Annotated in this window: 14 protein-coding genes; 9 read left to right on the top strand and 5 right to left on the bottom strand. The window is 72.2% G+C overall.

Annotated features, from left to right (window positions below):
* Positions 1–24 precede the first annotated feature (24 nt).
* On the bottom strand, positions 25–933 hold the full coding sequence (locus J7W19_RS20555; protein WP_004947948.1) for a trypsin-like serine peptidase: 909 nt from the start codon (positions 931–933) through the stop codon (positions 25–27).
* Positions 934–1,147: 214 nt separating this feature from the next.
* Here J7W19_RS20555 and J7W19_RS20550 point away from each other — a divergent pair, with 214 nt between their 5' ends.
* From J7W19_RS20550 to J7W19_RS20530, 5 genes are all read left to right on the top strand, one after another.
* Positions 1,148–2,515 (top strand): M14 family metallopeptidase, encoded by a 1,368-nt coding sequence (locus tag J7W19_RS20550; protein ID WP_004947951.1) that lies wholly within the window; start codon positions 1,148–1,150, stop codon positions 2,513–2,515.
* 193 nt (positions 2,516–2,708) lie between these two features.
* Positions 2,709–3,989, top strand: coding sequence for an amino acid deaminase (locus J7W19_RS20545; protein ID WP_004947955.1), 1,281 nt, complete (start codon positions 2,709–2,711; stop codon positions 3,987–3,989).
* Between the two features lie 332 nt (positions 3,990–4,321).
* The gene (locus J7W19_RS20540) at positions 4,322–5,941 is read left to right on the top strand and encodes an N-acyl-D-amino-acid deacylase family protein (protein WP_004947958.1); all 1,620 of its coding nucleotides are present in this window, start codon (positions 4,322–4,324) and stop codon (positions 5,939–5,941) included.
* Positions 5,942–6,027: 86 nt separating this feature from the next.
* Complete coding sequence (locus J7W19_RS20535; RefSeq protein WP_004947961.1) at positions 6,028–7,239, top strand: pyridoxal phosphate-dependent aminotransferase; 1,212 nt, start codon at positions 6,028–6,030, stop codon at positions 7,237–7,239.
* Between the two features lie 119 nt (positions 7,240–7,358).
* Positions 7,359–7,781: an SCO4983 family protein gene (locus J7W19_RS20530; RefSeq protein ID WP_004947964.1), complete on the top strand. Its 423-nt coding sequence runs from the start codon at positions 7,359–7,361 to the stop codon at positions 7,779–7,781.
* A 222-nt stretch (positions 7,782–8,003) separates the two neighbouring features.
* Here J7W19_RS20530 and J7W19_RS20525 read toward each other — a convergent pair whose 3' ends face one another.
* A complete protein-coding gene (locus J7W19_RS20525) occupies positions 8,004–9,836 on the bottom strand; it encodes a phosphoenolpyruvate carboxykinase (GTP) (RefSeq protein WP_004947965.1) in 1,833 nt (610 codons plus the stop codon).
* 273 nt (positions 9,837–10,109) lie between these two features.
* On the opposite strand from J7W19_RS20525, the gene trhA reads away from it, so the two are divergent.
* From trhA to J7W19_RS20510, 3 genes are all read left to right on the top strand, one after another.
* Positions 10,110–10,844, top strand: coding sequence for a PAQR family membrane homeostasis protein TrhA (gene trhA / locus J7W19_RS20520; protein WP_078588102.1), 735 nt, complete (start codon positions 10,110–10,112; stop codon positions 10,842–10,844).
* Positions 10,845–11,292: 448 nt separating this feature from the next.
* Positions 11,293–12,864 (top strand): MFS transporter, encoded by a 1,572-nt coding sequence (locus J7W19_RS20515; protein WP_004947969.1) that lies wholly within the window; start codon positions 11,293–11,295, stop codon positions 12,862–12,864.
* On the top strand, positions 12,861–13,493 hold the full coding sequence (locus J7W19_RS20510; RefSeq protein ID WP_004947972.1) for a TetR/AcrR family transcriptional regulator: 633 nt from the start codon (positions 12,861–12,863) through the stop codon (positions 13,491–13,493). The genes J7W19_RS20515 and J7W19_RS20510 overlap by 4 nt, the downstream gene beginning before the upstream one ends.
* Positions 13,494–13,520: 27 nt before the next feature.
* Here the strand turns inward: J7W19_RS20510 and J7W19_RS20505 are convergent, their stop codons facing one another.
* Complete coding sequence (locus tag J7W19_RS20505) at positions 13,521–15,563, bottom strand: thioredoxin domain-containing protein (RefSeq protein ID WP_004947974.1); 2,043 nt, start codon at positions 15,561–15,563, stop codon at positions 13,521–13,523.
* Positions 15,564–15,780: 217 nt separating this feature from the next.
* On the opposite strand from J7W19_RS20505, the gene J7W19_RS20500 reads away from it, so the two are divergent.
* A complete protein-coding gene (locus J7W19_RS20500) occupies positions 15,781–19,083 on the top strand; it encodes a tetratricopeptide repeat protein (protein WP_004947976.1) in 3,303 nt (1,100 codons plus the stop codon).
* A 185-nt stretch (positions 19,084–19,268) separates the two neighbouring features.
* Here J7W19_RS20500 and J7W19_RS20495 read toward each other — a convergent pair whose 3' ends face one another.
* Both J7W19_RS20495 and mca read right to left on the bottom strand, forming a co-directional pair.
* Positions 19,269–19,553 carry an RAMP4 family protein gene (locus tag J7W19_RS20495; RefSeq protein WP_004947980.1) on the bottom strand — a complete coding sequence of 95 codons (285 nt, stop codon included), beginning with the start codon at positions 19,551–19,553 and terminating at the stop codon, positions 19,269–19,271.
* A 7-nt stretch (positions 19,554–19,560) separates the two neighbouring features.
* Positions 19,561–20,430: a mycothiol conjugate amidase Mca gene (gene mca / locus J7W19_RS20490; RefSeq protein WP_004947982.1), complete on the bottom strand. Its 870-nt coding sequence runs from the start codon at positions 20,428–20,430 to the stop codon at positions 19,561–19,563.
* Positions 20,431–20,486: the final 56 nt, after the last annotated feature.

Genomic DNA, 20,486 nt, shown 5'->3' with positions numbered 1-20,486 from the left:
GGGCCCCGCTTCACACCGCCGCCGTCACGGCTTGGGCAGCGTGCAGCCCGGCAGGCTCAGGTCGATCCTGTTGCCGGCCGCCACACACTTGGCGATGCCGTAGGTCTGCTCGGCGTAGTTGATGCCGCGCCGGACGGTGACGTTCCCATTCTCGTCCACCTCGCACGGGTTGTTCTCCGTGCACCGCTCGCCGTTCTCGTTGCCGGTGTTGTTGACGGCGATCACCTTGCCGGTGTTGACGTCGATGACCGGCGAACCGGAGGTTCCCCCGATGGTGTTGCAGGAGGGCGTGTAGCGCAGCGAGTCCTTCCAGGTCCAGTCGCCCTCGCGGAGCTCGTGGACGAAGCCGTCCACGTTGCAGGAGTAGATCCGCTTCCAGTAGCCCGAGACGACCTTGATCGGTGTGCCGGCGGCGGGGTGGTCGGCGGAGAGGCTGAGGGCGTTGATCCCGTAGTTCTTCTTGATCTGCGCGTAGGTGGTGGTGAGCTGGTAGAGGGTGACGTCGGTGTCGGTCATGGTCGCGTAGGCGACCTTGCTCGCGCGGAGCGTGGCGGCCTTGCCCGCGGTGGAGTTGAGCAGGCTGAACGTACGGGACGACGCCTGGTCGACGATGACGTCACCGGGGCCCGGCATGCCGGTCTCCAGGCAGTGCCCGTTGGTGAGCACGAGGGCCGGGTCGCCATCGGCGGAGTTGGGGAGGCGTATCAGCGATCCCGAGCAGTTGCTGAGGGCGACGGTGCCGGCGAAGTCGACGGCCTTGGGCTTGGTCTGCGCCGTAGCCCCGGCCTTCGCCGCGACCTCGGCTTGCGGCGCGGACGCCCGCGGGGCGTCGGCCGTCTGGGGCGCGGCGCTCGCGGGGGCGGCGGCGATGCCGGTCGCGGCCGCGCCGCCGAGCAGCAGGGTGGTGAGTACGCCGACGAGAGGTCGTCTCATGGGGGGTGGTCCTCTCCGGACGGAATGCGTTCCGATTTGGCATGTGCATTGTTGGTGGCCTTGAGGTCACGCGCAATCAATCGGACCCGAGTGACGGCGAAGTTGGCCGGAACCCCTCGCACCGCAGTCCTTGACCTGCGCATGTCATTCTCTTGACACTGGCCTCGCCCAACCCCCCACCCGTCGCACACACCGGAGCCTCCAGGAGGCCGTCATGCGACCGCGTTCATCCGGCGGCCGGGCAGCCGCCCTCGTCACCGCCTTCTCTCTCGCCTCCCTCGCCCTGGCCTCACCCGCCGTCTCGTCCGCCGTCTCCTCAGCGGTCTCTCCCGCGGTCTCTCCCGCGGGGGAATCCGCACCGCACTCCGCGGCCGCGGCGACCCACTCCTACGAGGTGACGGGCCCGCGCACCGCCGCCCAGCGCACCGCGGTCGCCGCGACCGGCGCTTCCGTCGACGCCGTCCACGGGAACACCGTGGTCATCACGGCGAACGCGGCCCAGGCCGAGCGGGTCCGCCGGCTGGGCCACCGCGTGACCGAACTGCCCGGCCCACCGGACCGCTCCGCGGGCGAACGGCCCGTCCCGCACGACTTCCCGTCCCGCGACGCCAAGTACCACAACTACCGCGAGGCGACGACGGAGATCGACGCGGACGTCGCCGCCCACCCCGCGATCATGAGCAAGCGGGTCATCGGCAAGAGCCATGAGGGCCGCGACATCGTCGCCGTCCGGATCAGCTCCGGGGCGAAGCCCGACGACGCCAAGCCGGAGGTCCTCTTCACCCACCACCAGCACGCGCGCGAGCACCTGACCGTCGAGATGGCCCTGTACCTGCTGAAGGAGTTCGGCAACGGCTACGGCACCGATCCCCGGGTCACCAAGATGGTCGACGAGCGGGTGATCTGGATCGTCCCCGATGTCAACCCCGACGGGGGCGAATACGACATCGCCACCGGCACGTACCGCAACTGGCGCAAGAACCGGCAGCCCAACTCCGGTTCCTCGAACGTCGGCACCGACCTCAACCGCAACTGGGGTTACAAGTGGGGCTGCTGCGGCGGCTCCTCCGGCAGCACCGGGTCGGAGACCTACCGCGGCCGGGCCGCGGAGTCGGCGCCCGAGGTCAAGGTCGTCGCCGACTTCGTCCGCGGCCGGGTCGTCGGCGGGAAGCAGCGCATCACGGCCGCGATCGACTTCCACACCTACAGCGAACTGGTGATGTGGCCGTTCGGCTGGACGTACGACGACACCGCGTCCGGCATGACGCAGGACGACCACGACGCGTTCGCCAAGGTGGGCAAGGCGATGGCGGACAGCAACGGCTACACCGCCGAGCAGTCGAGCGACCTCTACATCACCGACGGCACCATCGACGACTGGCTGTGGGGCGCGCAGAAGATCTTCGCCTACACCTTCGAGATGTACCCCACGGGCGCGGGCGGCGGCGGCTTCTACCCGCCGGCCTCGGTGATCGACCGGGAGACGGCACGCAACCGGGACGCGGTACTCCAGTTGCTGGAGAACGCGGACTGCATGTATCGGTCGATCGGCAAGGAGCAGCAGTACTGCGCGAAGCGGTAGGAGACCGCCGGAGACGGGGCACGGGCGGGCGGGCCACGGCGGGCCGCCCGCCCGGTGTGCTCCGTCCGCTGCGCACTCTCACTCCGCGAGATCCCGGTGACCGTCGTTGACCAGGCGTTCCGTCGGATGTTAGACAGCCGCGAGCGGTGCGCACGGTGGATGCCGCATCGGACCCGCAGAACGAGGAGGCTCGATGGCCGTCGCCGACGACGCCCTGGCCCGGCTCGCCGACGAGCCGGTGGACCACCGTTTCAAGGGGCTGCCCCCGGACGCGGAGGGCCTGACCGTCGGCGCCCTCACGGCCCAGCGGCGCTCCTTGTTCACCGGTGGCTTCACGACGCCGGTACTGACCCTGTCGGCCGAGGCGCTGGACCACAACCTCGCGCTGATGGAGCGCTGGTCCGCGGGGCACGGCCTCGCCTTCGCGCCGCACGGCAAGACGTCGATGGCCCCGAGCCTGTTCGCCCGGCAGCTGGCCCACGGGGCCTGGGGGATCACCGCCGCCATGCCCGGCCAGGTACGCGTCTACCGGGCCTTCGGGGTGCGGCGGATCTTCCTCGCCAACCAGGTGGTGGACGCCGCCGCGCTGCGCTGGCTGGCCGGCGAGCTGGCCGCCGACCCCGACTTCCGCGTCGTCGTCTATGTGGACTCCGTACGCGGCGTCGAGCTGATGGACGCGGCCCTGCGCGGCGCCGGAGCCGGCCGGCCGCTGGACGTCGTCGTCGAACTCGGCGCCACGGGCGGCCGGACGGGCGTGCGGACGGCGGCGGACGCCGGGCTCGTCGCGGACGCGGTGGCGGGTGCGGAAACGTTGCGGCTGGTGGGTGTCGCCGGGTACGAGGCGGAGATCCCGGACGCCGACGAGGCGCGGATCCGCGCCTGGGTGCGCGATCTGACGTCGCTGGCCGTGGAGTTCGACGCGGCCGGGCGGTTCGCGGGCGTCGAGGAGATCGTGGTCAGCGCGGGCGGCAGCTCGTGGTTCGACGCGGTGGCCGAGGTCTTCGGAGAGCTTCCGGAGCTGTCCGCGCCGGTGCTCAAGCTGCTGCGCTCCGGCGCGTACGTCACGCATGACGACGGGCAGTACCGCCGCAAGACCCCCTTCGCACGCCACCCCGCCGAGGGCGCCCTGCGGCCGGCCTTCCGGCTCTGGACCCAGTGTGTCTCCCGCCCGGAACCGGGCCGCGCCTACCTCAACGCGGGCAAGCGGGACGCCCCGTACGACCTCGGTTTCCCCGAGGCGCAGGTGGTCCGTTCCGGCCGCGACGGTGCCGAGCGCCCGGCCGACCGCATGACGGTCACGGGCCTCGCCGACCAGCACGCCTTCGTCACCCTGCCCGATGACGACCCGCTGGAGGTGGGCGACTGGGTGGGTCTGGGCATCTCGCACCCCTGCACGGCGTTCGACAAGTGGCCGATGATCCCGGTGGTGGACGCGGGCGGGACGGTGACGGAGTACGTGCGGACGTTCTTCTGACGTCCGACGGGCCCTCGCTCCCCGCTAGTTGAGCATCGGGAGTCTCGGGACTCACGGAAGCCGCAGGAGCCTCACCGACCTCGGCCGCAGCCGCCGTCGGGGTCTGTCGGAAGCGGACTCGCGGACGTATCGTCCGGGTGAGCCGTGCCGGAGGAGCGCCGGACGCCTCCAGGGGCGGGCGGCGGGCCGTGGCAGTCCGACGCCGGTCCGCAGTGCCCGCCGGTCGGACGCCGGTCCAGGCTCCTCGCCGGTCCGGCCCCGATCACCGTCCCTGCCGGTCCGGCGCCGACGCACGGCCCCCGCCGGTCCGGCGCCGGCGAAAGGCGGTTGCCATGGACACGGTCTTCCGGGACGTCCGGCTCGTCGACGGTGGCGGCGGTCCGTCCTTCCGCGCCGACGTCGGTGTGGACGGCGGCCGGATCGCCGTGATCGTCCGCGAGGGCACGGGGAGCCGCCCGACCGGGCGGCGGACCGTCGACGCGCACGGCCTCGCCCTCTCCCCCGGCTTCGTCGACATGCACGCGCACAGCGACCTGGCCCTGCTGCGCGATCCCGGGCACGAGGCCAAGGTCGCGCAGGGCGTGACGCTGGAGGTGCTCGGGCAGGACGGGCTGTCGTACGCGCCCGTGGACGACCGGACGCTCGCCGGGGTGCGGGCGCAGATCACCGGCTGGAACGGTGACGGCCGGGATGTCGACTTCACCTGGCGCACGACGGGCGAGTACCTGGACCGGCTCGACCACGGCTTCGGCGGCGAGGGCATCGCGGTCGACGCCGCGTACCTCGTGCCACACGGGACGGTCCGGATGCTGGAGGTCGGCTGGGAGAACCGTTCCGCCACGGACGCCGAGCTGGGACGGATGCGGCGGCTGGTTGCGGAGGGGCTGGAGCAGGGTGCCGTGGGTCTGTCGGCGGGTCTCACCTACCCGCCGGGCATGTACGCGGACGACGCCGAGCTGACCGAACTGTGCCGGGTGGTCGCGCGATACGGCGGGTACTTCTGCCCGCACCACCGTTCGTACGGCGCGCACGCCCTGCGGGCGTACGCGGAGATGATCGAGGTGGCGCGGGACGCCGGCTGCGCGCTGCATCTCGCGCACACGGTCCTGAACTTCGCGGGAAACGAGGGGCGCGCACCGGAACTGCTGCGCCTGCTCGACGCCACGCGCGCCGAGGGCGTGGATCTCACGCTCGACAGTTATCCCTACACCCCCGGCTGCACCACGCTCGTATCGCTGCTCCCGAGCTGGACGGCCGAAGGGGGACCCGACGCGGTACTGGCCCGGCTGTGCGACGACGCGACGGCCGCCCGGATCCGGCACGACCTGGAGGTGGCAGGTTCGGACGGGTGCCACGGCCTGCCGGTCGACTGGGCGGCGGTCGAGGTGTCGGGGGTCGCGGACGCGCGTCGGGCGCCCGGGTACGCGGGCAGGACGATCGCCGGGCTGGCCCGGGAGCGTGGCGAGGAGCCCTGGGAGACGGCGCGCCGGCTGCTGGTGGAGGACCGGCTCGGGACGACGGTCCTGCTGCACGTCGGGCATGAGGAGAACGTCCGGGCGATCATGCGCCACCCGGCGCACACCGGCGGGAGCGACGGCATCCTGCACGGCGCCAAGCCGCATCCACGGGCGTACGGCACGTTCCCGCACTACCTCGGGCGCTACGTCCGCGAGCTGGGGATCCTCTCCCTGGAGAAGTGCGTGGCGCATCTCACGTCCCGTCCCGCGGCCCGTCTCGGGCTGTCCGACCGAGGTCTCGTCCGGGTCGGGCGCCGCGCCGATCTGGTGCTCTTCGATCCGGAGACAGTCGCCGCCGGCGCCACTTTCGAAGATCCTCGGCGCCTTCCGACCGGCATTCCTTATGTCCTGATTGCCGGACGCTTTGTGATGGAAGACGGACGCCGGACGGACGTTCTGGCGGGCCGCGCCGTCCGGCGTGCCCCGGCGCCCTGAACCGCCCTGAACAGCGCCGATCGCACGCGCCTGACGCGCCCGGAAAGCCGGCGCACGGCGTCGCGCGCCCCCGTATGGTGGCCGTCATGCAGGTGATCCAGTCAACGAAACTCGCCAATGTCTGCTACGAGATCCGTGGTCCGGTGCTGGAGGAGGCGATGCGGCTGGAGGCGGCGGGCCATCGCATCCTCAAGCTCAACACCGGCAACCCGGCGATCTTCGGCTTCGAGTGCCCTCCGGAGATCCTGGAGGACATGCTGCGCAACGTCGGCGACGCGCACGGCTACGGCGACGCCAAGGGTCTGCTCTCGGCCCGGCGCGCGGTGGTGCAGCACTACGAGACCAAGGGCATCGAGCTGTCCGTCGAGGACGTGTACCTGGGCAACGGCGTCTCGGAGCTGATCCAGATGTCGATGCAGGCGCTGCTCGACGACGGCGACGAGGTACTCGTCCCGGCGCCGGACTACCCGCTGTGGACGGCGTCGGTCTCGCTGGCGGGCGGTACGGCGGTGCACTACCGCTGCGACGAGCAGTCGGACTGGATGCCGGACCTGGCCGACATCGAGCGCAAGGTCACCGACCGCACCAAGGCGCTCGTCATCATCAATCCCAACAACCCCACGGGTGCCGTCTACGACGACGAGATGCTGCGCGGCCTGACGGAGATCGCCCGCCGGCACAACCTGATCGTCTGCTCCGACGAGATCTACGACAAGATCCTCTACGACGGCGTCACCCACACCCCGACCGCCGCCATCGCCCCCGACCTGCTGACCCTCACCTTCAACGGGCTGTCCAAGGCGTACCGGGTCGCCGGTTACCGCAGCGGCTGGATGGCGGTGTGCGGCCCGAAGGCGCACGCGGACAGCTATATCGAGGGTCTGACGATCCTGGCCAACATGCGGCTGTGCGCCAACATGCCCGCACAGCACGCGGTGGCGACCGCCCTCGGCGGCCGGCAGTCGATCAACGAGCTGGTCCTGCCGGGCGGCCGGCTGCTGGAGCAGCGCGACGTGGCACATGAGCTGCTGACGCGAATCCCCGGCGTGACGTGCGTGAAGCCGAAGGGTGCGCTGTACGCGTTCCCACGGCTCGACCCCAAGGTCTACAAGATCAAGGACGACCGGCAGATGGTGCTCGACCTGCTGCGCGCCGAGAAGATCATGGTGGTGCACGGCACGGGCTTCAACTGGCCGGAGCCGGACCACTTCCGCCTGGTCACCCTGCCGAACGCCAAGGACATGGCGGACGCGGTCACCCGGATCGGCACCTTCCTCGACGGGTACAGCCAGCCCTGACGCCTCCCCCGCTCCCCGACGCCTTGCCCGCCCGCCCGGGAATCCCGTCTCCGTACAGAACACAACTTTAGACAGAATCTAAGTTAGGATGGCCTTCTTAGCAGGACAGGAGGCCATCCATGTACGAACCGATCCGCACCAAGTCGGTCCACACCATGGCCGAACCCGTGCGCGGCGGCCACGGGCCGCGCCGCTCGCGGGGTCAGGAGCTCGACATCCGGCTCGCGGGACACCTGACCGCGCTGCTCACGGTGACCGACGAGCTGCGGGCCCTGACCCCGTCCGCCGAGCTGGACGACGCGGCCCGGCGGCTGGCCGCCCGCGTCGAGCGGCTGCGCGGCGGCCACGCTCCGCTGCGGGCGGTGCCCACGGTGGCCGACGGCGGCCCGGCCCGCGTGCACGCGCTGCATCAGCGAGCGCACATGCTGGCCGGCCAGGCCCTGGTGGTCGCCGGCTCGCGCGGCGACGCCGCCGGGGCGGCCCTGGCCGAGGGACGGCTGCGGGCGCACGCGGCGGCACTGGGGATCACCGACGACGACTGAGCCGGACGCGACCGAGCCGGAAGCGTCCGGTCCGACCGACTCCCGATCCGATCCGCTTCAGGTCCGACCACTTCCAGCCCGACCGGCTCCCGATCCGATCCGCTCCGGCCCGACCACTTCCGGCCCGACCGACTTCCGATCCGCTTCCGGCCCGCCCCCTTTCCGGCCCGGAAAACACGGCAGGGCGGGACCGGACAACCTCCCGGTCCACGCCCCGTCACCTCAGCCCAGGCGCTTCACCAGCGCCCGGTACTCGTCCCACAGCTCCTTCGGCGTGTGCTCGCCGAAGGTGTTGAGGTGCTCCGGCACCAGCGCGGCCTCCTCGCGCCAGACCTCCTTGTCGACCGAGAGCAGCAGGTCGAGGTCGGCGTCGGCGATGTCCAGGCCGTCGGTGTCCAGCGCCTCACGCGTCGGCAGGACGCCGATCGGCGTCTCGACGCCGTCCGCCTTGCCCTCCAGGCGCTCGACGATCCACTTGAGCACCCGGCCGTTCTCGCCGAAGCCCGGCCACACGAAGCGGCCGTCCGCGTCCTTGCGGAACCAGTTGACGTAGTAGATCTTGGGCAGCTTCGCCTCGTCGCCCCGCTCGGCGGCGGCCTGGCCGACCTTGATCCAGTGGCCCATGTAGTCGCCCATGTTGTAGCCGCAGAACGGCAGCATGGCGAAGGGGTCGCGGCGCAGTTCGCCGACCTTGCCCTCGGCGGCGGCGGTCTTCTCGGAGGCGACGTTGGCGCCGATGAAGACGCCGTGCTGCCAGCTGAAGGACTCGGTGACCAGCGGCACCGCCGACGCCCGGCGGCCGCCGAAGAGGATGGCCGAGATCGGCACGCCCTTGGGGTCCTCCCACTCGGGCGCGATGATCGGGCACTGGGAGGCGGGGACGGTGAAGCGGGCGTTGGGGTGGGCGGCCGGGGTGCCGGACTCCGGCGTCCAGTCGTTGCCCTTCCAGTCGGTGAGGTGGGCGGGCGGCTCCTCGGTCATGCCCTCCCACCACACGTCGTTGTCGTCGGTCAGGGCGACGTTGGTGAAGACCGCGTTGCCCCAGAGGGTCTTCATGGCGTTGGCGTTGGTGTGCTCACCGGTGCCGGGGGCGACGCCGAAGAAGCCCGCCTCGGGGTTGATCGCGTAGAGCCGGCCGTCCTCGCCGAAGCGCATCCAGGCGATGTCGTCGCCGATGGTCTCCACCGTCCAGCCGGAGACGGTGGGCTCCAGCATGGCGAGGTTGGTCTTGCCGCAGGCGGACGGGAAGGCGGCGGCGACGTACTTGGCCTCGCCCTGCGGCGGGGTGAGCTTGAGGATGAGCATGTGCTCGGCGAGCCAGCCCTCGTCACGGGCCATGACGGAGGCGATGCGCAGGGCGTAGCACTTCTTGCCCAGCAGGGCGTTGCCGCCGTAGCCGGAGCCGTAGGACCAGATCTCGCGGTCCTCGGGGAAGTGCGAGATGTACTTGGTGGAGTTGCACGGCCAGGGGACGTCGGTCTCGCCCTCGGCCAGCGGGGCGCCGAGGGTGTGGACGGCCTTGACGAAGAAGCCGTCGCTGCCCAGCTCGTCGAGGACGGGCTGTCCCATGCGGGTCATGGTGCGCATGGAGACGGCGACGTACGCGGAGTCCGTGATCTCGACGCCGATCGCGGAGAGCGGCGAGCCGAGCGGGCCCATGCAGAAGGGCACGACGTACATGGTGCGACCGCGCATCGAGCCGCGGAAGACACCCTGCTCGCCCTGGAAGATCTCCCGCATCTCGGCGGGGTCCTTCCAGTGGTTGGTCGGACCGGCGTCCTCCTCCTTGGCGGAGCAGATGAACGTACGGTCCTCGACGCGCGCCACGTCCGTGGGGTCGGAGGCGGCGTAGTACGAGTTGGGGCGCTTGACCGGGTCGAGCTTCCGGAAGGTGCCCTTGGCGACGAGCTCCTCGCACAGGCGCTCGTACTCGGCCTCGGAGCCGTCGCACCAGACGACCCGGTCCGGCTGGGTGAGGGCGGCGATCTCATCGACCCAGGAGATCAGTTCCTGGTGGTTGGTGGGGGTGGTGGGAGCCGCATTTGCGCGCGCCACGATCGCTCCGTCCCGCCGGGAACCCAGGAGGGGCCCGGCGTCGCATGTTGAGGGTGGAACGGACCATCCGCTTGCCTGACCCGGCAGTTGGTCCGTTTCTGCACATTCGCCCCTTGGGGGCTGCGACCCAGACGCTTCGTGACCGCTCATCCGGTGCCGCCCGCACTCATTTGATCATCCGACTCCGTTTCGGTTCTGTCCAGGGGGCACTCCCGTGACCATCGCCACGTGATACCGCTCCGTAACCTACGGTTGCGTAGGTAGCATTGCGCCATGACACCCGCGTCCGACGCGGCGCCCGTCGCGCCCGCAACTCCCGCCGGTGCCGCGACCACCGCGCCTTCCACCTCTTGCCCCGAACCCCTGTCGGCAGTCGTCAAGCCGCGGCTTCGCGGCTGGCTGCACGCGGGGATGTTCCCCGCCGTCCTGATCGCCGGCGTCTTCCTGACCGCGCTCGCGGACAGCACCCGCGGCCGGATCGCCTGCGCCGTCTACGTCCTCAGCGCCTGCCTGCTGTTCGGCATCAGCGCCCTCTACCACCGCGGCGACTGGAGCCCACGGGTCACGGCCGTGCTCCGCCGCCTCGACCACGCCAACATCTTCCTGATCATCGCCGGCACCTACACGCCGCTGACCATGCTCCTCATCCCGGGCGGCCGCGGCCAGTTGCTGCTCTGGGCGGTCTGGGCCGCGGCCGCGGCCGGCATCGCCTTCCGGGTCTTCTGGGTCGGCGCGCCGCGCTGGCTCTACACCCCCTGCTACATCGCGATGGGCTGGGCGGCCGTCTTCTTCCTGCCGGACTTCCTGCGCAAGGGCGGCATCGCCGTGCTCGTGCTGGTGATCGTCGGCGGCCTCCTCTACAGCGCGGGCGGTGTCATCTACGGCATCAAGCGCCCGAATCCGTCACCTCGTTGGTTCGGCTTCCACGAGGTCTTCCACTCACTGACGCTGGCGGCGTTCGTCGTGCACTACGTCGGCATCTCTTTGGTGGCCTATTCGCACGCCTGACCCGCCCGCCTCCGCTATTCGCGCCCCGCTCCGCCCGCCCGACGGCCCGTCCCACCGGCCGTCGGGCAGCGGCCGGGGCGCGTTGCGTTCCCGGCGCGTCGCCCGCGCCGGCCGCGGCCGCGAGGTCACGGCCACTCGCCACGCCAGACCCGTGACGCCGGCCAGCACCACGGCCACCACCGCCGCCTCACCGGCGACCAGGTACGCACCCACGCTCAGCGCCGCGATCAGCACGGCGCCGGCGTTCATCACGGCACCCATCAGGGATCACCCCTCCCGTTCGGTCTCTTACCGACCGCTCCCCTTCCCTGTACACAGCGTGACACACCCCACTGACAATCAGCGCCGCGTCAGAGGACGGCAAGGAGGGCGTCAAGAATTGACTGTCCCAATCTTTTGAGAGCTACTATCAAAAGCACTGAACAGTCATCTCTGCCCGAGGAGTGCCGTGACGACCACGCCCACCCTGTCCCCGCCCGGCGCGGGCCCCCACCCCGACCCCCGCCGCTGGTGGGCCCTGGCCGCGATCGTCGCCTGCATGCTCGTCCTGGGATTCGACGGCACGATCCTGAACGTCGCCCTGCCGACCATGGCCACCGAACTCGACGCCGACGCGGGCACTCTGCAGTGGATAGCCGACTCGTACCTCGTCGTCTTCGCGGCGCTGATGCTCCCCGCGGGCCTGCTGGGCGACCGCTTCGGCCGCCGCCGCACGCTCGTCGCCGGCCTCGCCGTCTTCCTCGCCGGCTCGCTCGTCGGCACCTTCGCCCAGGACGCGGGCACCGCCATCGCCGCCCGCGCGGTCATGGGAGTCGGCGCGGCCTTCGTCATGCCGCTCGCGATGTCCGTGCTCCCCGCCCTCTTCACACCCGACGAGCGCGGCAAGGCCATCGGGGCGGTATCCGGCGCCTCCGCGCTCGGCCTGCCGCTGGGACCGATCATCGGCGGACTGCTGCTCGACCACTTCTGGTGGGGCTCGGTCTTCCTGGTCAACGTGCCGCTCGTCGGCGTGGCCGTCGTCGCCTGCCGCTTCCTGCTCCCGGAGCTGAAGGACCCGGCGGCCCCCGCCGTCGACGCGCTCGCCACCCTGCTCACCGTCGGCGGCCTCGGGGCTCTCGTCTACGGCGTCACCGAGGGGCCCGACCGCGGCTGGACCTCCCCGGCCGTCCTCGGCACGCTCACCGCCGCCGTCGTCCTGCTCACCCTGCTGACCCTGCGGTCACGCCGACAGACACGGCCGATGCTCGACCTGCCGCTGCTCCGGCACCGCGGCTTCCTGTGGAACACCATCGCCGCCGCCCTGGCGATGTTCGTCTTCACCGGCCTGCTGTTCTTCCTGCCCTCCTACCTCCAGACCGTGCGCGGCAACGATGCCTTCGGCACCGGTCTGCGCATGATCCCCATGCCGGTCGGCATGCTGATCGCCTCCCGGCTCGCTCCGCCGCTGACCCGCCGCGCGGGAGTACGCGTCGTCATCCCCGCCGGGCTCGTCCTGCTCGGTCTCGGCGCGCTGCTCGGCAGCCGGACCTCCGTCGGCGACGGCTACGCGTTCACCGCGACCTGGCTCGTCCTGGCCGGTACCGGCGTCGGAATCGCGCTGATCCCCGCCATGGACAGCGCCCTGGGCGCGCTGCCCCGCGACCGGGTGGGGGTCGGTTCCGGGCTGCTCATGACCCTGCGTCAGGTCGCGGGGGCGACCGGCGTCGCGATCCTCGGCAGCATGCTCACCGCCGCGTACCGCGCGCACCTGGAGACGCCGCGGGTGCCGGCCGCCGCCGCGGAGGCGGCCGAGGAGTCGGTCATGGGGGCCCACCGGGTGGCGGCCGGGCTCGGCGACGCCGCCCTGACCCGCTCGGCGGACGCCGCCTACCTGCACGGCATGGACTTGGCCCTGCTGGCCTGCTGCGGCATCGCCTTCGCGGCGGCCCTCCTGGTCGCCGCCTTCCTGCCCGGCACTCGCGCACGGGTGGTCACGCCGTCCACCGCTGTGGCCGCGGAAACATCGCATGCCCGACAATGACGGTCATGGCCTCCGCACAAACCTCCCCCGCTGCCCAGCCGGGCCCCCGGCTCGGGCTGCGCGAACGGAAGAAGATCCAGACCCGCCAGGCGATCCGCGCCGCCGCCTACCGGCTCTTCGAGGAGCAGGGGTACGACGCGACGCCGGTCGACCAGATCGCGGAGGCCGCCGACGTCTCGCCCAGCACCGTCTTCCGGTACTTCCCGACCAAGGAGGACATCGTCCTCACGGACGAGTACGACCCTGTCCTGCAGGCGGCGCTCCGGGCCCGGCCGGCCGACGAGCCTCCACTACAGGCCATCCGCAACACCGTCCTGGTGAGCCTGCGGGACGTCCTCGGCACCGCCAGCCCCGAGATGCGGATGCGCAACCGGCTGATCCGGGACGTCCCCAGCCTGCGGGCCCGCGCCGGTGAGGGCATGGTCGAGTCGGCGCGCCTCCTGCGCTCCGTCCTGGCCGAGCGCACCGGCCGCCCGGCGGACGATCTCGAACTGCGCGTCGTGACGACCGCGGTGCTGACCGCCATGCAGGAGGCCGTGATGGTGTGGGTGGACGAGGGCCAGGCCGGCGATCCGCTCGACTACCTGCAGCGTGCGCTGGACGTACTGGAGCGGGGCCTCACCCTCTGAGCCCCGCCCCGGCCCACCGGGGCGGATTCACCTCCCCCGCAGTTTCGCGGCCAGTTCCTCGGGGTCGGAGGTCGGTGCGTCGCAGGTGAAGCCGCGGCACACATACGCGGCCGGGCGGCCGGCCAGCAGCGGCCGGTCCGCCAGCAGCGGTACTTCGGCGGCCGTGGCGGAGGCCGGCTCCCCCAGGGCGACGGCGAGCCCGGGCCGCTGGGAGAGCAGGGCGGTGCGGTGCAACTCCCGGGTGGCCGGGTCGTCGTGCGGCCCGACGACGGCGACCTCGTAGGGCCCGTCGAGCAGCGCCTCGGCCACCGCCAGGCCCCAGCCGATGAAGCGCGGCGCCTTGGGCCCGAGGGCCCGCACCACACCGAGCGCCCGTTCGGCCGCCTCCCGGTGCGGCGCGCTCCCCGTGAGCGCCGCGTACGTCAGCAGGGCACCGGCGGCCGCGCTCCAGCCCGACGGGGTGGCGTTGTCCGTCGGGTCCTGCGGGCGGCGGATGAGCGTCTCGGCGTCGTCCGCCGTGTCGAAAAGGGCGCCCTCCTCGTCGCGGAACCGGATCAGGACGGTGTCCAGCAGCAGTCCCGCGAAGTCCACCCACACGCCCTCGCCGGTGACGGCGGACAGGGCGAGGAAGCCCTCGGCCACGTCCGCGTAGTCCTCCAGCACGCCCGCGTGACCGCCGGCGACGCCGTCCAGGGAGGTGCGGAAGAGGCGCGCGTTCCAGTCCATGTGGGTGCGGACGAGCAGGTCGGCGGCGTCGGTCGCGGCCTGGACCAGGTCGGGGCGGTCGAAGTAGGCGCCGGTCTCGGCCAGTGCCGCGATGGCCAGGCCGTTCCACCCCGCCACGACCTTGTCGTCCCGCCCCGGCCGGGGCCGCCGGGCGCGGGCGGCCAGCAGCCGCTCCCGGACCGACGCGATCCGCTCCGCGTCCACCAGCCGCTCGCTGTCCGGCAGTTGGAGGACCGAGGCCCCCTCCTCGAAGGTCCCCTCCTCGGTGACGCCGAAGTAGTCGGCGGCCAGCTCGGCATCCGCCTCGCCGAGCACCTCCCGGAACTGCTCGGGGGTCCACACGTAGTAGGCGCCCTCGCGGTGCCGGCCCTGCCCGTCGTCGCTGTCCGCGTCCAGGGCGGAGGCGAAACCGCCCTGGTCGGTGCGCATCTCGCGGACCAGGAAGTCGGCGGTGTCCAGCGCCACCCGCCGGGCGAGGCCGGAACCGGTGGCCCGCCACAGGTGCGCGTAGACGCGGCACAGCAGCGCGTTGTCGTACAGCATCTTCTCGAAGTGCGGCACGACCCACCCGTTGTCCACGGAGTACCGGGCGAAGCCACCGCCGAGCTGGTCGTGGATCCCTCCGCGGGCCATGGCCTCGCAGGTGGCCGTCACCATGTCGAGAGCGGCGGCGGATCCCGTACGGACGTGGTGGCGGAGCAGGAACTCCAGCACCATGGACGGCGGGAACTTCGGCGCCCCGCCGAACCCGCCGCGCACCGCGTCGAACTCACGGGTCAACGCCATCAGCGCCATGTGCAGCTCGTCGGCGGCGGGCGGCTGCCCGCCGACGGCGGCGGTGAGGGGCCGCCGCGCGAGATCCTGGACGATCCTCCCGGCCACCTCGCCCACCTCCTCCCGCCGGTCCCGCCACGCGGCCGCCACTCCCTCCAGCACCTGCCGGAAGGAGGGCATCCCGTGCCGGGGAGCGGGCGGAAAGTAGGTGCCGAAGTAGAACGGTTCGGCGTCGGGCGTCAGAAAGACGGTCATGGGCCAGCCGCCCTGCCCGGTGGCCGCCTGCACCGCTTCCATATAGACGGCGTCGATGTCGGGCCGCTCCTCGCGGTCGACCTTGACGGAGACGAAGTGCTCGTTGAGGTAAGCGGCGGTCTCCTCGTCCTCGAAACTCTCGCCGGCCATCACATGGCACCAGTGGCAACTGGAATAGCCGACGCTCAGCAGCACGGGGACGTCCCGACGCCGGGCTTCCGCGAAGGCCTCGGGTGACCAGGGCCACCAGTCGACCGGGTTGTCGGCGTGCTGGAGGAGGTAAGGGGACGTCTCGTGCGCCAGGCGGTTCGGCATGCCTCCATCCTTCCCCAACGGGAGCCCCGGCCGTCTCATTCGGCACCCCGACTCTCCCCCGGCTTCCCCCTGACAGCACCCCGATACGTCCCGGCCCTTTCCCTGAGACCGTTCGGCCGGGTTTTCCACAGGGGGTTATCCACAGGTCTGCCGGAATCCTCGTCGACGCGGAAGACTGGGACGCCTTGAGCGTTCGCTGGTCGAAGGGGGACGGCAGATGCAGAGCTCGCTGCCCGCGCTGCGGCAGGATCACCGCGCGGAAGTCGAGGGCCTGCTGGAGCAGGCGGTCGGGGAGGAGGTGCGGCGGTCGGGTGGGCGTGTCGATGGTGACGTGTTGCTGCGGCGGGCGCGGGAAGAGTTGGACGCGCTGGCCGGGGCCGCGGCCGAGGAGTACGCGGCGTACGTCCGGGCGCTGGACGAGGAGGAGGCGGCCGTAGGGCCGTTGTCCGCGCGTTTGTCGGGAGGCGCGCTCGGTACGCCCATGCTGGTGACGGCCGTGACGGCGGTGACGGCCCTCGGGGCCGATCTGGGGTACGGGACGTCCACGGGCACCGCTGTCAGCACGGCGGTCGCGGTGGCGCTCGCGGGAGCGGTGGCGACGCTCGCGAAACTGACGGCCGGGCACTGGCCGGCCCGTCACCGGCGGGCCGGGTTGCGCGGACAGCCGGGCGGAGCCCAGCAGCTGAGGCTGCAGTGGCGGACGGCGGTGGAGGTGCGGGGGATACGGCCGTTCCTCGATCGGCAGCGGATGCTTCAAGGAGCGCACAACGGCAAAGGCCCGGTGGTGGGCAAGCCGGCGGCGGGTGGTGCGTCCCGAGGGCCGCAGCTGCGCGGTGGCGATCGCAGCGCGTTCGCCCGGCAGCGCAGTCTCCTCGCCCGTTCCTTCGACGATCTTCCGCAGGGCGACGGCGTGTTCGCCGGGCGGAAGGCACAGGTGGAGCGGATCGCCCAGTGGGTGCGCCAGGCCCGGGCGAGTACGGAGACGCGGCCGACGGTCGTGGTGTTGCACGGCCCGCCGGGCGTCGGCCGGTCCGCGCTGGCGCTGCGCGCGGCGCACCAGCTGCGGGATCAGTTCCGGGGCGCCTGCCTGGTGGATCTGCGGGGCGAGAGCCAGGAGGAGCCGCCGCTGTCGACCCGCGACGCGCTGCTGCACCTGCTCAACCGACTCGGCGCACCTCGCGACCAGTTGCTCTTCCGGGAGCGCTCCTCGCGCGAGCAGCACCTCAGACGGCTGTCCGAGGTGTACCACAAGCACCTCGCCCGGCTGCCGGTGACGATCGTGCTGGACGACGCGTCGGACGCGGAGCAGGTGCGCGCCCTGGTGCCCGACCGGTCGGAGAGCCTGGTGCTGGTCACCTCCCGTGAGCCGCTGGAGCTGCCACCGGAGCTGGAGGCGTGGGTGCACCGGCTGGAGGTCGGCCCGCTGGACGAGGCGGGCGCGGAGGAACTGCTGCGCTCGGTCGCCGGGCCGGACGAGGAGCGGGAGGACGGCGCGGGGCGGTCGGACGAGCTCTACGACGCGCAGTCGCTCACGCGGGTAAGGGAGTTGTGCGGCGGACTGCCGCTGGCCTTGCGGGTGGCCGGGTCCTCGCTGGGCTCGCGGACGCCGCGCGCGCTGGCCGTGGAGCTGGAGGCCGCGGGCCAGGACGGCCCGGTGGAACGGGCCCTGTGGCTGCGCTACATGGACCAGGCGGAGGACGCCCGGCGGCTGTTGCGGCGGCTCGCGCTGGCCGGGCGGGCGTCACTGGGCGCGGCCGCCGCGGCGGCCCTGATAGCGGCCGACGGCCAGGAGGCGACGCAACGGCTGACGGAGCTGGCGCGGGCCGGGCTGATCGAGCCGGTGCGCCCCGGGCGCTACCGGATGCACGATCTGGTGCGGGACTTCGCGCACGCCCGGCTGCACGAGGAAGAGGACCCCGGGGAGCGGGGAGCGGCCCAGGAGCGGCTGATCCGCAGTTACGCGGAGCTCGCCGACACGGTCATCCGCATGGTGGACGGCAAGACGTCGACCCGCGCGGACATGTTCTCCGAAGGCGCGGCCGGAGGCCACGGCTTCCCGTCGCTGGACGCGGCCCTGCGCTGGCTGGACGACGAGTCGAGCTTCATCACGGCCGCGCTCCGGCACGCGGAGGGTGTCGACCAGTCGGCGGTGCTGCACCTGCTGGGCGCCCTGTGCGACTACTGCCTGCTCCGCGGGGACCTCTACCGGCTCGGTGAGCTGAGCGAGCTGACTCAGGCCACGGACCGGGAGCTGCTGACCCGCTCCGTGCAGTGGCGCACGGGTGTGGCGGCCCGGCAGCTCGGCGAGTTGGACACCTCGCGGACGACGCTGACATCGGTGGTGGACCTGTACCTCGACGCCCAGCACCACGCCGGCGCGGCACGGGCCCTGCGCGACCTGGGCATCACCCTCCAGCACCAGGGGAACCTCAAGGAGGCCGCGGCGAAGCTGCGAGAGGCGCTGGAGCTGCAGGCGGCCCCCGAGCTGAGCGGTGACCGGGCGTGGACGATGCACGCGCTGGCCGCGGTGGAGCGCGACCGCGGCCGGCTGGCGGAGGCTCTGGACCTGCTGGCCGTCGCGCTGGAGCTGCACCGGGAGAGCGAGAGCCTGCACGGCCAGGCGTGGGCGCACTTCCAGCTGGGCCAGGTACGGCTGCGCATGGGCCGCCCCGAGCCGGCGGAGGCCGAGCTGCGCCAGGCGCTGGAGCTGTACGGGCGGACGCAGGACGGGCGGGGCGCGGCCTGGGCCCTGACCCAGCTGGCGCGCGGCCGGCTGATAGCCGGGGACGCGGCGGCGGCCGTGGAGGGTCTCCGGCAGGCCGTCTCCCGGCACCGGGAGCACGAGGACGCGCGGGGTGAGGCGTGGACCCTGTTCTATCTGGGCCAGGCCCTGGAGGAACTGGGCGATCTGCCGGCCGCGCTGCGGGAGCTGGAGCGGGCCCGGACGATGTTCAACCGGATGCGTGACGTCTACGGGCTGGCCTGTGCCCGCCACCACTCGGCGCGGGTCACCCGCGACCAGCGGGCGGCCCAGACGGGGAGCCTGCGGAACAGCGGGTTCGCCCGGCAGTTGCTCCAGGACGCCCGGCTGGACTTCCAGCGGGTAGGGGTGGCGCACGGCGAGGCGTGGTCATGCCTGGAGCTGGCGGTGATCGACGCGGGCAACGGCAGGCTGGAGCAGGCGCTGGAGCTGACGGACGAGGCGGAGCGGCTGTTCACCGGGTTCGGCGACCGGCGTGGCGAGAGCTGGGCGCGTTTCCTGCGCTGCACCTTGCTGCCGTTCGTGTCACCGGGTGGCTCGGTGGTGGGCGCGGCCGTGGCCGGCGAGGACCTGGCCCGCCTGCGGCGCGAGCTGCGGGGTGCGGACTGGGCGGTGGACCCGGCGCTGGAGCAGTACGCGGAGGCATACGCGCTGGTGCTGGAGCGCGGGGTGGAGCCGGAGGCCGGCTGGCAGGCGTGGCGCCTGGGCATGGTGCCGGGACGGCGGGCACGGGAGGTGATGGCCGTGCTCCCGCGTTGACGGCGGGCGGGCGCGACGGCGCGTCGGGCTGGTGCTGCCCGCGAGACCGCGCAGCCGCGGCGGCAAGGGTTCGCCACCGCGTCGGCGTCGGCCTGCCGTGCGGGTCCGGAGCGTCCGGAGGCCCGCGCGACGGGCGGCCGCGCGGTTCGGTCCCGACGTGGACCCGCAGTGGGTCCCGCCGTGGATCAGGCGGAGGGCTTGCCGTCCGCCGCCGGTGCCGCGCCGTCAGCGGCGTTGGTGGTGGCGGACACGGCGGCGGGCGCCGGGGCGGCGCCCTCCGGCGCCTCCTCGAAGGACACCCGCTTCATGTGCTTCGTCATGCTCTTCATCAGCAGCCACACGGCGGCACCGATGACGGCGAAGACGATGAAGCCCAGGACACCGGGGGTGACCTTGCTCTTGTCGAGGTCGTCCCCGGCGGCGGCGAGCGGCACCAAGTGGGTGGCGGCGAAGGAGGCAGTCGCGCTCATCATGGACTCAATTGTTGCGGATGCCCGCGAAGAGGTCGTCCTCGGGGAGGGACGTGCCGACGAGCGACTTGGCGAGTTCGTACTCCTCGGTGGGCCACACCTCGCGCTGGAGGTCCAGCGGCACCTTGAACCAGCCGCCGTCCGGGTCGATCTGCGTGGCGTGGGCGATCAGCGCCTTGTCACGGATCTCGAAGAAGTCGCCGCAGGGGACGAAGGTCGTGAGGTTGCGCTCCCGGCCCATCGAATCCCAGCGCTCCAGCCACTCGCCGTAGGGCGACTCCATGCCGCGCTCCAGCAGCGCGTCGTGCAGCGCCTGGGTGCGCGGCCGGTTGAAGCCCTGGTTGTAGTAGAGCTTCAGCGGCTGCCAGGGCTCGCCGGCCTCGGGGTAGCGCGAGGGGTCGCCGGCCGCCTCGAAGGCCACCATCGAGATCTTGTGGGTCATGATGTGGTCGGGGTGCGGGTAGCCACCGTTCTCGTCGTACGTGGTGATCACGTGCGGCTTGAACTCGCGAATCAGCTTGACCAGCGTCCCGGCCGCCTCGTCGACGTCCTGGAGCGCGAAGCAGCCTTCGGGCAGCGGGGGCAGCGGGTCGCCCTCGGGGAGGCCGGAGTCCACATAGCCCAGCCATTCCTGCTTGACGCCCAGGATGTCCCGGGCCTCGGCCATCTCCTTGGCCCGGACCTCGTGGATGTGCTCCTCGATGTAGGGGTCCCCCTGGAGCTTGGGGTTGAGGATGGAACCGCGCTCCCCACCCGTGCAGGTGGCGACCAGCACGTCCACCCCCTCGGACACGTACTTGGCCATCGTGGCCGCGCCCTTGCTCGACTCATCGTCGGGGTGGGCGTGAACGGCCATCATTCGCAGCTGCTCAGTCAAGGCTCGATCCTCAGTCACTCGTCTCGGCAGACGCCTCCTATAGTGACCGAAGCGGG

Origin of the sequence: Streptomyces mobaraensis NBRC 13819 = DSM 40847 (assembly GCF_017916255.1) — a bacterium.
In the GTDB taxonomy this organism is placed as follows: Bacteria; Actinomycetota; Actinomycetes; order Streptomycetales; family Streptomycetaceae; genus Streptomyces; species Streptomyces mobaraensis.
Note: the sequence above shows the minus strand (reverse complement) of the source record. Positions and strands in the feature narration are given on the sequence as shown.

What these genes read in the sequence shown, in the direction of transcription:
- J7W19_RS20530 (WP_004947964.1), top strand. Translation starts at nt 7,359, where the DNA reads ATGTACGAACCGATCCGCACCAAGTCGGTCCACACCATGGCCGAACCC.
- J7W19_RS20540 (WP_004947958.1), top strand. Translation starts at nt 4,322, where the DNA reads ATGGACACGGTCTTCCGGGACGTCCGGCTCGTCGACGGTGGCGGCGGT.
- J7W19_RS20505 (WP_004947974.1), bottom strand. Translation starts at nt 15,563, where the DNA reads ATGCCGAACCGCCTGGCGCACGAGACGTCCCCTTACCTCCTCCAGCAC.
- J7W19_RS20510 (WP_004947972.1), top strand. Translation starts at nt 12,861, where the DNA reads ATGACGGTCATGGCCTCCGCACAAACCTCCCCCGCTGCCCAGCCGGGC.
- J7W19_RS20495 (WP_004947980.1), bottom strand. Translation starts at nt 19,553, where the DNA reads ATGAGCGCGACTGCCTCCTTCGCCGCCACCCACTTGGTGCCGCTCGCC.
- trhA (WP_078588102.1), top strand. Translation starts at nt 10,110, where the DNA reads ATGACACCCGCGTCCGACGCGGCGCCCGTCGCGCCCGCAACTCCCGCC.
- J7W19_RS20555 (WP_004947948.1), bottom strand. Translation starts at nt 933, where the DNA reads ATGAGACGACCTCTCGTCGGCGTACTCACCACCCTGCTGCTCGGCGGC.
- J7W19_RS20550 (WP_004947951.1), top strand. Translation starts at nt 1,148, where the DNA reads ATGCGACCGCGTTCATCCGGCGGCCGGGCAGCCGCCCTCGTCACCGCC.
- J7W19_RS20500 (WP_004947976.1), top strand. Translation starts at nt 15,781, where the DNA reads ATGCAGAGCTCGCTGCCCGCGCTGCGGCAGGATCACCGCGCGGAAGTC.
- J7W19_RS20545 (WP_004947955.1), top strand. Translation starts at nt 2,709, where the DNA reads ATGGCCGTCGCCGACGACGCCCTGGCCCGGCTCGCCGACGAGCCGGTG.
- J7W19_RS20535 (WP_004947961.1), top strand. Translation starts at nt 6,028, where the DNA reads ATGCAGGTGATCCAGTCAACGAAACTCGCCAATGTCTGCTACGAGATC.